11 protein-coding genes are annotated in these 13,930 nt (G+C 34.3%); 8 read left to right on the forward strand and 3 right to left on the reverse strand.

From position 1 onward, the window contains the following. The first annotated feature begins 49 nt into the window (after positions 1-49). Complete coding sequence (gene fbaA, locus OZP12_RS03990; protein WP_281227758.1) at positions 50-1,117, forward strand: class II fructose-bisphosphate aldolase; 1,068 nt, start codon at positions 50-52, stop codon at positions 1,115-1,117. A 156-nt stretch (positions 1,118-1,273) separates the two neighbouring features. Then, complete coding sequence (gene accD / locus OZP12_RS03995) at positions 1,274-2,128, forward strand: acetyl-CoA carboxylase, carboxyltransferase subunit beta (protein ID WP_281227759.1); 855 nt, start codon at positions 1,274-1,276, stop codon at positions 2,126-2,128. Between the two features lie 63 nt (positions 2,129-2,191). On the opposite strand, the gene OZP12_RS04000 is transcribed toward accD, so the two are convergent. Both OZP12_RS04000 and OZP12_RS04005 read right to left on the reverse strand, forming a co-directional pair. Next, positions 2,192-3,073 (reverse strand): cupin-like domain-containing protein, encoded by an 882-nt coding sequence (locus tag OZP12_RS04000; protein ID WP_281227760.1) that lies wholly within the window; start codon positions 3,071-3,073, stop codon positions 2,192-2,194. A gap of 96 nt (positions 3,074-3,169) precedes the next feature. Next, the gene (locus tag OZP12_RS04005) at positions 3,170-4,417 is read right to left on the reverse strand and encodes an ABC transporter permease (RefSeq protein WP_281227762.1); all 1,248 of its coding nucleotides are present in this window, start codon (positions 4,415-4,417) and stop codon (positions 3,170-3,172) included. A gap of 326 nt (positions 4,418-4,743) precedes the next feature. On the opposite strand from OZP12_RS04005, the gene purH reads away from it, so the two are divergent. The 6 genes from purH to rodA all read left to right on the forward strand — a co-directional run bounded on the left by purH (position 4,744) and on the right by rodA (position 11,967). Then, on the forward strand, positions 4,744-6,270 hold the full coding sequence (gene purH, locus OZP12_RS04010; protein WP_281227763.1) for a bifunctional phosphoribosylaminoimidazolecarboxamide formyltransferase/IMP cyclohydrolase: 1,527 nt from the start codon (positions 4,744-4,746) through the stop codon (positions 6,268-6,270). Positions 6,271-6,324: 54 nt separating this feature from the next. Then, the gene (locus OZP12_RS04015; protein WP_281227764.1) at positions 6,325-7,353 is read left to right on the forward strand and encodes a rod shape-determining protein; all 1,029 of its coding nucleotides are present in this window, start codon (positions 6,325-6,327) and stop codon (positions 7,351-7,353) included. 94 nt (positions 7,354-7,447) lie between these two features. Then, a complete protein-coding gene (mreC, locus tag OZP12_RS04020) occupies positions 7,448-8,278 on the forward strand; it encodes a rod shape-determining protein MreC (RefSeq protein ID WP_281227765.1) in 831 nt (276 codons plus the stop codon). Then, positions 8,271-8,777: a rod shape-determining protein MreD gene (locus OZP12_RS04025; protein WP_281227766.1), complete on the forward strand. Its 507-nt coding sequence runs from the start codon at positions 8,271-8,273 to the stop codon at positions 8,775-8,777. The genes mreC and OZP12_RS04025 overlap by 8 nt, the downstream gene beginning before the upstream one ends. A 2-nt stretch (positions 8,778-8,779) precedes the next feature. Then, positions 8,780-10,720: a penicillin-binding protein 2 gene (gene mrdA, locus OZP12_RS04030; protein ID WP_281227767.1), complete on the forward strand. Its 1,941-nt coding sequence runs from the start codon at positions 8,780-8,782 to the stop codon at positions 10,718-10,720. A gap of 11 nt (positions 10,721-10,731) precedes the next feature. After that, positions 10,732-11,967 carry a rod shape-determining protein RodA gene (rodA, locus tag OZP12_RS04035; RefSeq protein WP_281227768.1) on the forward strand — a complete coding sequence of 412 codons (1,236 nt, stop codon included), beginning with the start codon at positions 10,732-10,734 and terminating at the stop codon, positions 11,965-11,967. A 92-nt stretch (positions 11,968-12,059) separates the two neighbouring features. Here rodA and metK read toward each other — a convergent pair whose 3' ends face one another. Further along, complete coding sequence (metK, locus tag OZP12_RS04040) at positions 12,060-13,310, reverse strand: methionine adenosyltransferase (RefSeq protein WP_281227769.1); 1,251 nt, start codon at positions 13,308-13,310, stop codon at positions 12,060-12,062. Positions 13,311-13,930: the final 620 nt, after the last annotated feature.

Here is a 13,930-nt window from a genome sequence, read left to right on the forward strand (position 1 = left end):
AACTCAAAATCTAAAAACTAAAAAAAACAATTAAAAAAGTAAAATTACAATGGCACACAATATTAAACCAGGAGTGGCTACAGGAGATCAAGTACAAGAGATTTTCAAATATGCAAAAGAAAAAGGATTTGCTCTTCCAGCAGTAAACGTTATTGGATCGGATACTATTAATGGAGTATTAGAAACCGCAGCTAAATTAAAAGCACCAGTTATCATTCAATTTTCAAATGGTGGAGCACAATTTAACGCTGGTAAAGGACTTTCTAATGCAGGAGAAAAAGCTGCTATCGCTGGTGGAATTGCTGGTGCAAAACATATTCACACTTTAGCTGAAGCTTACGGAGCAACTGTTATTTTGCACACTGACCACTGCGCTAAAAAATTATTACCTTGGATTGACGGATTATTGGATGCATCAGAGAAACATTTTGCTGAAACAGGAAAACCATTGTTTTCTTCTCACATGATTGATTTATCTGAAGAGCCAATTGAAGAAAATATCGAAATCTGTAAAGGATATTTGGCTAGAATGAGCAAAATGGGAATGACACTTGAAATCGAACTTGGAATCACTGGTGGTGAAGAGGATGGTGTTGATAACTCTGATGTTGATAGCTCAAAATTATACACTCAACCTTCAGAAGTGTCTTATGCTTATGAAGAATTATCAAAAGTAAGCCCAAGATTTACAATTGCTGCTTCTTTTGGAAACGTTCACGGTGTTTACAAACCAGGAAACGTAAAATTGACTCCAAAAATCTTAAAAAATTCTCAAGATTACGTACAAGAAAAATTCAAAACTGAACACAATCCAGTTGATTTCGTATTCCACGGAGGATCAGGTTCTACATTAGAAGAAATCAGAGAGGCAATTGGTTACGGAGTTATAAAAATGAACATCGATACTGATTTGCAATTTGCATTTACTGAAGGTATCCGTGATTTCATGGTAGACAACATTGACTATCTAAAAACACAAATAGGTAACCCAACAGGTGCAGATGCTCCAAACAAAAAATACTACGATCCAAGAAAATGGTTGCGTGAAGGTGAAGTGACTTTCATTAAGAGATTAGAGCAGGCATTTGCTGACTTAAATAATGTGAATACTCTATAATAAAAATCATCAATTTTCAGTGTTTAGAGATTAGTTGGTAAAACAGCTCTAAATACTGAAAATTTTATTTTTGAATACTATATAAAAGTGGTCAGTTTCCGAAAATGATAATAGGCAGCTGAATACTAAATACTGAACACTGAATACTATAAAAAAATGGCTTGGTTTAAAAGAAAAGAAAAAGGAATCACTACGGCTACCGAAGACAAAATGGATATTCCAAAAGGGCTTTGGTACAAATCACCTACAGGAAAAATTATTGATGCTGAAGAATTGGCACGCAATCTGTTTGTAAGTCCTGAAGATGGTTTCCATGTTAGAATTGGAAGTGAAGCCTATTTTGATATTTTATTTGACAACAATGAGTTTGTTGAATTGGACAAAAATATGACTTCCAAAGATCCGTTGCATTTTGTCGATACCAAAAAATATTCAGAACGATTAAAAGAGGTAATGGACAAAACACAGCTTAAAGATGCTGTGCGTACCGGAGTTGGAAAATCAAAAGGAAGAGAATTAGTAATTTGCTGTATGGATTTTGCCTTTATAGGTGGATCTATGGGGGCAGTCGTTGGAGAAAAAATCGCAAGAGGAATTGATCATGCTATCAAGAATAGATTGCCTTTTGTAATGATTTCTAAATCTGGAGGTGCCCGAATGATGGAAGCCGCGTATTCTTTAATGCAATTGGCAAAAACATCAGTAAAATTGGCGCAACTTGCCGAAGCTAAACTTCCTTATATTTCGCTTTGTACAGACCCAACTACAGGAGGAACAACAGCATCTTACGCGATGTTGGGAGATATCAATATTTCTGAACCTGGAGCTTTAATTGGTTTTGCAGGTCCACGTGTAGTGAGAGATACAACTGGTAAAGATTTACCGGAAGGATTTCAAACCGCCGAATTCCTTTTGGAACATGGTTTCTTGGATTTTATCACGCCTAGAAAAGAATTGAAAGATAAGATTAACTTATACATCGATTTGATTCAGAATAATGAAATAAGATAATTTTAAACTTATCAAACATAAAAAGAGGTTGTCTCAAAGACATCCTCTTTTTTGTTTTTAATACTATTTCGGTCTGCCTTTTTTAAGTTCTTTTTCGGCTATTTTAAAAACTAATTTTTCGCGCCATTTGGCATAACGTTCCCTGAAAATTACTTTTATGGCGCTATCTACCGCGCCGTGCATGAATAAACTCCAAACGCTGGCTATTTTTCGGGTGATGGATTGATCCCAGGCGCGAAGTGTCAAAGAGAAAGATCCGTCAATATAACGCATCCAATGCCACATTCCGGTTGGCATAAACAGCGTGTCTCCATGCTCCAGAAAAACTTCGTAGCCCTCGACTCCTTTCAGAGCGGGGAATTTTTCGAAATCAGGATTGGTTACGTCATAATCTTCTAAGGCATAGGTTGTGTTAGGAATGCAGTACAGTCTTTTTTTCCATTTGTTGTCAAATAATATAATGTGCTTTCTTCCTCCAAAATGGGTGTGAAAAAGATGAGGTAGGTCGATATCATAATGTAAAAAGGTAATCGCTTTTGAACCACCGAAAAACATGGCTGGCATGCTCTCGATAAAGCCTCCCATTAAGTCTTTGGGAACTTTGACATCATTGACTAATTCAGGTCGGTGTTTGAAAAGATTAAAGAAAAAAATGCGCAGCTCCGTAGGTTCCCTTTTTATTAAATCAAGATATTCACCAAATTTCATGCTGCCTATTGAGGCGTTGATTACTTTAGACGGATCTGCTTTTGAATTATCAACCAATTTCACCTCGATATCACCAGCAATTTCTTTGAAATATTCAGTTGACCATTTTTCTCTTGCAGGCCAGTCTTTTGTCAAACCTTTTATAATTAAAGGCTTTTTTTTATCCAAATAGTTTTTTTTAAAATCTTCTCTAGTGATGGACTCAACGGTGTCAACAGGTTGTAAGTTAAAGCTCATTTATTTGAATATTTAATTAAATTGTCAACTAACCAAAAATACCTAATTATTTTCAGTATCCAAAAATTTACAGTTAAATAACAAAACTATAACACATTACATTCCGGTTCTGATAGCTTCTACAGGATCTAGTTTTGATGCGCTAATGGCAGGGAGTATTCCTGAAATAAGTCCAATTACTGCGGCTAAGCCAGTTCCCAAAAGAATGTTTCCTAACCCTAATACAAATTCAAAGTCTAATACTTTGGTCAAAACCATCGCGATAATCCAAACCATAACTAATCCGATTATCCCTCCAAGAACTGAAAGTATTATTGCCTCAAATAAAAATTGCAGCAAAATAAAACGATTTTTGGCTCCCAATGATTTTTGTATTCCAATTAAGTTAGTGCGTTCTTTTACGGATACGAACATAATATTGGCAATTCCAAATCCTCCTACTAATAGTGAAAACCCACTGATAATCCATCCTACCAAATTCATTTCGCCAATAATATTATCAATAAGGTCAAGGAATCCTCCAAAAACGTTAATGAAGAAATTATCAATTTCACCAGCTTTCAGACCTCTGAAGCTTCTTAACTTTTGAGTGATCTCACTTTTGTATTCTTCCATGTCCACCCCTTTTTCAGGTTTGAATATGATTACGTTTGTTAAATTTGGATTGTTGTCACCATACAGCCTTCTTACAAAATTAACCGGAATAAAGACTGAGGAATCGTCACTATCGCCAAGGGAAGAGCCAATTTTTTTTAGAACACCAATAACAGTGAATTTTTGACCATACAATCTCACTTTTTTACCGATAGGTTCTGAATCTTCAAAAAGTGATTTGGCAATTTCATCTCCAACAACAATTACGGGAGCACCTGAATTGGCTTCAGATTCATTATAAAAGCGCCCTTTTTCAAATTTTAAACCCTGAATGTCAATAAACTCATGCGAAACCGGAACGATATTTACATCACTGACGGTGTTAGATTCGTATTTTATATTTTCTCTTTTGGTAAATATTTGGTATCCCAATTGCTCAGTATGAGTCATTGTGTTCTTTAAATAAACATATTCAGTGTATTTTACATTTGGGAATTGTTCTCTTTTCCATTGAGGAATATCCGAAGGACCGAAGGAGAATTTTAATAAATAAATCGTGTTTTTATCCAGACTGCTTAGCTCATCAGAAATTTTTCTGTCCAATGAGTCTACGGCGGCAAGTACCGCTATTATTGAAAATATACCAATAGTTACTCCTAATAAAGAAAGTAATGTTCTTAATTTATTACTGCGTAATGCATTCATGGCAAAGCCAAAACTCTCTTTTAATAATCGTAGATAAACTATCATGTTTTTTGAATTTGCGTTACTGTAAAATTCCATCTTTTTATTTCAAAAACCTAAAAAAATGGATTTAGAGCCTGTTTAAATTTTATTTTTGAGATTTATTATTAGAGGATTTTTGAGTGAAACGAGGCAAATTTTTATAAAATAGCAGAGCTATTGTATAAAAATTTAACGAAGTTGTAGCCAAAAATCGTCATAAGAGAGCCAATAAATAAAACTTAAACAGGCTCTAATAATTGGTGTATTATTTTATGAGATTGTTACAATTTTTTTATTGAATTATATTGTCAAAAAAAACTATTTTTGCGGTTTAAAATTATAACTACTAAATGAGCACGACAAAAAAAATCCAATCAGCATTAATTTCAGTCTTTTCAAAAGAAGGTCTTGAACCAATTGTAAGAAAACTACACGAGCAAAATGTGGTTTTTTATTCGACAGGAGGAACAGAGGAATTCATTAAAAATTTAGGAATCCCAGTTGTCCCAGTTGAAGATGTTACTTCTTATCCGTCTATTTTAGGTGGACGTGTAAAAACATTGCATCCAAAGGTTTTTGGAGGAATCCTAAACCGTCAAGATAATGAAAGTGATGTTCAACAAATGAAGGAATATGATATTCCGCAAATTGATTTGGTAATTGTTGACTTATATCCATTTGAAAAAACAGTAGCTTCTGGCGCTAGCGAAGAAGATATTATTGAAAAAATTGATATCGGAGGAATTTCATTGATTCGTGCCGCTGCAAAAAATTTTAAAGACACAGTAATTGTTCCATCCATGGATCAATACAGCATGTTTTTGGATATTATAACAGCTCAAAGTGGAGCGACAACTTTGGCAGATAGAAAATTATTGGCTACCAAAGCGTTCCATGTTTCTTCACATTATGATGGAGCCATTTTTAATTATTTCAATACTGATGAAACTATTTATAAAGCAAGTATTGATAATGGACAAGTGTTGAGATACGGAGAAAATCCACATCAAAAAGGGTTTTTCTTCGGTGATTTTGATGCAATGTTTACCAAAGTTCATGGTAAAGAGTTGTCCTATAACAATTTATTAGATGTTGACGCTGCCGTAAACTTAATTCACGAATTCAAGAATGATGAGCCTACATTTGCTATTTTAAAGCACAATAATGCTTGCGGATTAGCTACTAGAGAAACCATTAGCGAAGCTTATAAAGTAGCTTTGGCTTGTGATCCTACATCTGCTTTTGGTGGGGTTTTGATTGCTAATGCTAAAATTGATGTTGAGACAGCTACAGAGATAAACAAATTATTCTGTGAAGTTGTAATTGCTCCTTCGTATGATGTTGAGGCAATTGCTGTCTTGCAAGAAAAGAAAAATAGAATTATATTGATTCAAAATGAAGTGGAATTGCCTCAAAAACAGGTTAGAACTTGTTTGAATGGGCTGTTAATTCAAGAAAGAAACAATATAACTGATACTAAAGCAGACTTAAAAACCGTTACTACAAAAGCACCAACGGAGCAAGAAATTGAAGATTTGATTTTTGCTTCAAAAGTGTGTAAGAATACTAAATCAAATACGATTGTTTTTGCAAAAGACGGAACTTTGATTTCTTCTGGAACCGGACAAACTTCAAGAGTAGATGCTTTGATGCAAGCTGTTGAGAAAGCAAAATCCTTTGGGTTTAGCCTTGAAGGAGCTTCTATGGCCAGCGATGCATTTTTCCCTTTCCCGGATTGTGTGCAACTTGCAAAAGAAGCCGGAGTAACAGCTGTAATTCAGCCGGGAGGATCAATCAAAGACGAATTGAGTATCAATTATTGCAACGAAAACAATCTTGCTATGGTATTTACTGGAACACGTCATTTTAAACATTAATTTGTTTAACTTTGTGCGTAATTTATTTATAACTTTTTAACCCTTAAGAGGAATATGGGATTTTTTGATTTCATGACTGAGGATATTGCGATAGACCTTGGTACAGCAAACACTTTAATCATTCACAATGACAAAGTCGTAATTGACAGCCCGTCGATAGTTGCACGTGATAGAATATCGGGCAAAATTATTGCTGTTGGTAAGGAAGCGAATATGATGCAGGGGAAAACGCATGAAAACATTAAAACAATTAGACCTTTGAAAGATGGTGTAATTGCTGATTTTGATGCCTCTGAAAAAATGATCAGTATGTTTATCAAAAGCATACCGGCATTGAAAAAAAGAATGTTCACTCCCGCTTTGAGAATGGTAGTTTGTATCCCTTCTGGGATTACTGAAGTGGAGATGAGAGCAGTAAAGGAATCTTGTGAAAGGGTAAATGGTAAAGAAGTATATTTGATACACGAGCCTATGGCGGCGGCAATTGGTATTGGAATCGATATCATGCAGCCAAAAGGAAACATGATTGTTGATATTGGAGGTGGAACAACTGAAATTGCTGTTATAGCTTTGGGTGGTATCGTTTGTGACAAATCTGTTAAAATTGCAGGGGACGTTTTTACTAATGATATCGTTTATTATATGCGTACTCAACACAACTTATTTGTTGGAGAAAGTACTGCTGAAAAAATTAAGATTCAAATTGGGGCGGCCATAGAAGATTTGGAAACTCCACCAGATGATATGTCAGTTCAAGGAAGGGATTTATTGACCGGAAAACCAAAACAGGTTGAAGTATCTTATAGAGAAATTGCAAAAGCATTAGACAAATCGATACAACGTATTGAAGATGCGGTAATGGAAACATTATCTCAAACGCCTCCAGAGTTAGCTGCCGATATCTATAACACAGGTATCTATCTAGCAGGTGGTGGATCAATGTTGAGAGGACTTGATAAAAGAATTTCTCAAAAAACAGATTTACCGGTTTATATTGCCGAAGATCCATTGAGAGCAGTAGTAAGAGGTACAGGAATGGCTCTTAAGAATATTTCGAAGTTTAAAAATATCCTTATAAAATAATAAAAACAAACAAATTCCAAATTCAGGATTGAAAACCCAAGTAATTTGGAATTTGGATTTTTTAAATTTGATTTTAAAATTTTAATCACAAACAATGCAGCAAATATTTTCCTTTATCATAAGAAACAGTAATCGGTTACTGTTTTTGCTGCTTTTGGGCATTGCGTTATCCTTAACCATACAATCTCATTCTTTTCATAGAAGTAAAATTATCAGTTCGGCAAATTTTCTGAGTGGGGGAGTGTACGAAAGGATTAATTCTTTTGAAGAATACCTTCATTTGAAAGAACAAAATGATGAATTGGCTCGTGAAAATGCTAATTTAAAAAGTCTGTTGTTTAAAACTAAAGATTCAGCAGAGATTCCGAATTTAGACAGTTTAAAAGGTGTTTTACCGAAAGATATCGTTGTTTCCAAAGTGATTCACAACTCTTATAATGTGTATGAGAATTATTTAACATTGAATTCTGGTGCAAAATCAGGAATTAAGCCTGATATGGGGGTAATTAATAGTTTGGGGATAGTTGGTATAATCGATAATGTATCTGCTAACTATTCTACTGTAATTAGTATTTTGAATATTAAGTCTAAGATAAATGCAAAGATTAAACATTCAGATCATTTCGGAACCCTAAGTTGGGATGGAAAAAATACCGGTTTTGTACAATTGACTGACGTGCCAAGATTAGCTTCTATCAAAAAAGGCGATACCATTGTAACAGGTGGGCAATCTGTAATATTTCCTGAAAATGTTGGAATTGGAACAATTGAAAAAGTATGGATTCCTAATGATAAAAACCACTATTATAAGATTGACGTTAAATTATTTAATGATATGACTAATTTGGGTCATGTTTATATTATAAAATCTGAAAACAGCGAAGAAATTAGAAATTTAGAAAACCAAGAGAAAAAAGATGAATAGCACGGTATTGATGAACATTTTTCGTTTTGTGCTTTTATTAGCTTTGCAAATTCTAGTTTTTAATAATATGAATTTTGAAGGTTATGTGAGTGCATTCCCATATATTCTTTTCATCATTCTTTATCCTGTAAACGGGAACAAGTCAAGTCTTCTTATTGCTAGTTTTTTCTTGGGTTTGATTATGGACTTATTTTGTAATTCAGGAGGTGTACATGCAACTGCTTGCGTTCTTTTGGCGTATTTAAGACCTTACTTTTTTAAATTTTCATTTGGACTTAGTTATGAGTATCAAACAATTAGATTGAATGATGTTTTGACTCCCGAACGATTTACGTTTATTTTATTGGCTGTTGCAACGCATCACATTGTTTTATTCTTTTTAGAATCTTTTCAAATCACTTTCTTTTTTGATGTTTTACTTAGGATTCTTTTAAGTACGCTGTTTACAATTTTAACCTGTATTATTCTTATTTATTTAATAAAGCCAAATAAAAGATAAAAATGAGAAAGGTTTTGTTGCCTGCTTTAATAATTATTGGGGCATCTTTGTTAATCATAAGAGTTTTTTATCTGCAAATTATTGACGATTCATTTAAACTAAAATCGGAAAATAATGCAATAAAAATCGAATATGATTATCCGGAGAGGGGCTATATCTATGATCGAAATGGAGTATTGTTGGTTGCCAATCAGCCGTCTTATGATATCATGGTAATTCCGAGGGAGCTTCATAATACAGATACTCTAGAGTTTTGTAAGTTATTGAGTATTACCAAAGAAGACTTTATTAAAAGAATGGAGAAAGCCAAGGTCTATAGCCCAAGGTTACCATCGGTTTTTTTGGCTCAATTGAATAAAACCGAGTTTGCAGCTTTTCAGGAAAAAATCAGAAAATTTGAAGGTTTCTATTTTCAAAAACGTTCCTTACGCGATTATGAAGTTAATTTTGGAGCCAATGTTTTTGGATCTATTACTCAGGTTAATGATAAGCAAATTGAAAAAAATCATTATTATAAGAGTGGAGATTTGATTGGTAGACAGGGGGTTGAGGAAAGTTATGAAGAAATTCTTCGTGGTATTAAAGGGGTTAGGTATTTTCAGAAAGACAAATTTAACCGTGAAATAGGTTCCTATAAAGAAGGTAAATACGATACAATCGCAAGACAAGGAGAAGATATAAATCTAACTATCGATTCCGAAATCCAAAAGTACGGAGAGCAATTAATGGTCAACAAAAGAGGAGGAATTGTTGCTATTGAACCCAAAACAGGTGAAATATTAGCGCTTGTTACTGCCCCATCTTATGATCCCGGAATTTTGGTGGGAAGACAACGATCCAAAAATTATACCAAATTGTATAATGATTCTATAGCAAAACCACTTTATGACAGAGGATTGTTGGCCGAATATCCGCCGGGTTCACCATTTAAAATTATGACGGGTCTTGTGGGATTGCAAGAAGGAGTGGTCGATGAGAACACCACTTTTGTTTGTAGTCATGGTTTTTATTATGCTCCAGGACGTTTTCAAAAATGTCATTGTGGAATTTTCGGCCCTAGAAGTTTGAATGTTGGGATTTATAAATCTTGTAATGCTTATTTTTCAAATGTGTATTTGAGAACTATTGGAAAATATAAAAGTACTCCTTATGCTGTGGATGTTTGGAGTAATCATGTTAAAAGTTTTGGTCTCGGACAGTTTATGGGTTGTGATTTGCCAGTAGGAAGAAGGGGGAAGATCCCAACTTCCAAAACCTATAAAAGAATGTATCCAGGATGGGGTTATAGCGGAAAAACGATTATATCTAATGCTATCGGTCAAGGGGAAGTTTTGGCAACCCCAATTCAATTGGCCAATATGATGTCGACAGTAGCAAATCATGGGTATTATTATACTCCTCACATCATTAAAAAAATCAAAGGGGAGAAAATAGATCCTAGGTTTACAACAAAGCATGTTACAAGCATTGATGAAAAATATTTTCCTCCGATGATTCAAGGTTTGTTTGATGTGTATAATCATGGAACTGCTTATGCATTAAAAGTTGAGGGTATTGATATATGTGGGAAGACTGGTACTGCTGAAAATTACACTAAAATTGATGGTAAACGTGTTAAGCTAAAAGACCACTCTATTTTTGTTGCTTTTGCACCAAAAGATGATCCAAAAATAGCTATTGCGGTTTTAGTTGAGAATGGCGGTTTCGGGGCTACTATTGCAGGGCCTATTGCCAGTTTGATGATAGAGAAATATTTGAGAAGAAAAATCACAAGAACAGATTTGGAAACCAGAGTGTTGAATACAAGTTTACAAAGTCGTTATGCAATCTTAGGAGGACTTTCAAATGAAGTGAAAAGACAATTATTTGTTCAGGATTCTATCGCTCAAAGTAAAGTCAAAGCTGCTCAGAAAGTAAAAGACACAATTCAAGAAGAACAATAATATATATTCAAATGAAAAATCAAAGCTTATCAGGTAATATTGATTGGATATGTGTCATTATCTACATTGTACTTGTGTTTTTGGGATGGTTAAATATATATTCGTCATCTTTATCTTCTACTGAAGGAACTTATGAAAAGCAAGCCATATTTATTGCTTTATCAGTTCCGTTGATTTTTATTATTTTATATATTGATGGTAAATTTTATGAAAAATATGCCAGTATTATATTCGTTGTTTCTCTAGTATCGTTGCTGGGATTATTTGTCTTTGGAAAAACAATTGCGGGACAGCGGTGCTGGTATGCTTTTGGGAGTTTTACCCTGCAGCCTTCTGAGTTTGCAAAAGCAGCAACTTCTTTAGCATTGGCGAAATATCTAAGTGACACTCAAATCAATTTAAAAGAAATGAATCGCCAAGTGCAAGCATTGGCAATCGTTTTTTTACCGGTTATGCTCATCTTGCCGCAACCTGATCCGGGAAGTGCAATGATTTACAGTATTTTTATTATCGTTTTGTTTCGAGAGGGTTTGCCATCTTGGTACGTTTGGACGGGTTTCTTGACCATATTGATTTTTGTGCTAACATTAGTTTTAGAACCTCAGTATGTTATTTTAATGGCTTTATTGGTTATTGTTTTGGTATATTATAAATCAAGGTTAGGTGATCGAAATATTGTTTTGAGTGGTATTCTTTTTGCTCTTATATCTGGTTTCGTTTTGTCTGTAAACTATGTTTTTAATAATATTTTCAAACAGCATCACCGTGATCGATTTAATATATTATTAGGTAAAGAGGTAGATATGAAGGGGATTGGATATAACACCAATCAATCTGAGATTGCTGTTGGATCAGGAGGGTGGTTTGGAAAAGGATTTCTTGAAGGAACTCAAACGAAAGGGGGATTTGTACCTGAACAACATACCGATTATATTTTTACAACCGTTGGTGAGGAATGGGGATTTGTTGGATCTTTGGTTGTGATAGCACTTTTTACAGGATTATTTCTTCGAATAATTTATCTCGCCGAAAGACAGAAGACTAAATTCAGTCGCGTATATGGCTATTGTGTTGCTGCTATATTATTCACGCACTTTTTTGTAAACATTGCTATGGTTATTGGTGTTTTTCCAACTATTGGTGTGCCATTGCCTTTCTTCTCTTACGGAGGTTCTGGTTTGTGGGGATTTACCATTTTGCTATTTATTTTTATTAAAATGGATGCTAATAAAGTAAATGAATGGTAATCAGTTTCTGTCTGAAAAACGTTGAAGAGTATTAAAATAAAAAAAACCATTCGGATTCCGAATGGTTTTTTTATGCTTGATTTTAGATTTTTTTATAGTCCAAAAGCTGTTTTAATTTGATCTACAAAGTCCAATTTCTCCCAAGTGAATAACTCAACGGTAACAGTTTTTGTCAATCCACCCGGAGCAGAGAATGTTTTTGTTACGGTTTCCGGAGTACGTCCCATGTGACCGTAAGCAGCAGTTTCGCTATAGATTGGGTTTCTTAATTTTAAACGTTGCTCGATGAAGTAAGGACGCATATCAAAAATAGCTTCTACTTTTTTAGCGATCTCACCATTAGTTAAATTTACTTTTGAAGTACCAAAAGTATCGATAAAGATACCCATTGGTTTTGCTACTCCAATTGCGTAAGATACTTGTACCAAAATCTCATCAGCAACACCTGCAGCAACAAGGTTTTTGGCGATATGACGTGTTGCATAAGCGGCACTTCTATCTACTTTACTTGGATCTTTTCCAGAGAAAGCACCACCACCATGAGCTCCTTTTCCACCATATGTGTCAACAATGATTTTTCTTCCTGTCAATCCAGTATCTCCATGAGGACCACCAATTACGAATTTCCCGGTAGGATTGATGTGGTATTGAATTTTGTCATTGAATAAATGAGCGTTCTCAGGATTTTTTGCAATGATTCTTGGAATTAATATTTCGATGATATTTTTTTTGATTTTAGCAAGCATGGCAGTCTCTTCGTCAAAATCATCATGTTGAGTCGAAATTACGATAGCATCAATACGTGTTGGTTTGTTGTCATCGCTGTATTCCAAAGTAACCTGAGATTTTGCATCAGGTCTTAAATAAGTGATTTCTTTGTTTTCACGACGCAAAATCGCTAATTCCTGCAATAATTTGTGTGATAAATCAAGAGCCAATGGCATGTAACTTTCAGTTTCATTCGTTGCATAACCAAACATCATTCCTTGGTCTCCGGCACCTTGCTCTTCTTTACTAGCTCTGTCAACACCTTGGTTGATGTCTGCAGATTGTTCGTGAATAGCTGAAAGAATGCCGCAGGAATTGGCTTCAAACATATATTCACTTTTTGTATATCCAATTTTACGAATTACTTCGCGAGCAATTTGTTGTACATCTAAGTAGGTATTTGACTTTACTTCCCCCGCCAAAATTACTTGACCTGTGGTTACCAAAGTTTCACAAGCTACTTTTGAGTCAGCATCAAATGCCAAAAAGTTATCGATTAAAGCATCCGAAATTTGATCTGCAACTTTGTCCGGGTGTCCCTCACTTACAGATTCTGACGTAAATAAATAAGCCATAATAATTATAAATTTTAAATATTAATCGAGGAAAATAATTGCTGGAAAGGCTAAAGGAGGGTTTCTGCTTTAGCATTTTTTTCTACTGAAAATTTTCAGCATCCATAATGAATTCGGTTCATTATGAAGAGGTTGCAATCAGTCCAAATTTTTCCTCTTGTTTTCGGGTGCAAAGGTATGAAACCATTTTGAATTGCAAATTATTCTTTTGTTTTTTTTGATTTAATTAAGAGGATTTTAACATAGCCTACTAATTCCATAGGGTTTATAAAAATAATTCAATTTTTCCTTGGTGGATTAAAAAATAGTTTGCAAATTTGCTCCATCAAAAAGAAAAATTTAAGTCGCTATTGTGCGATATGTTTTATTGAATTTCAAAAATTCCCAAATGATGTCAAATGGGATGATTTAAAACAGATCATTAGATCTCTCGAATAAAAGAGGTTTTGGTATTAGTCAAAAATAAGTAAAGAAGTAATGAAAACAATAGGAAATAAAATGATGATGTGTTGTATGATGTGTATGTGCATCTCAATTCCCTATGGCCAAAAGCGGAGGATTTAATCCTTGTTATAGATCTACTATAAGCCCTTTTGGAACAAAACCAAAAGGGCTTTTTT

This window comes from Flavobacterium aquiphilum (assembly GCF_027111335.1).
Taxonomy (GTDB): Bacteria; Bacteroidota; Bacteroidia; order Flavobacteriales; family Flavobacteriaceae; genus Flavobacterium; species Flavobacterium aquiphilum.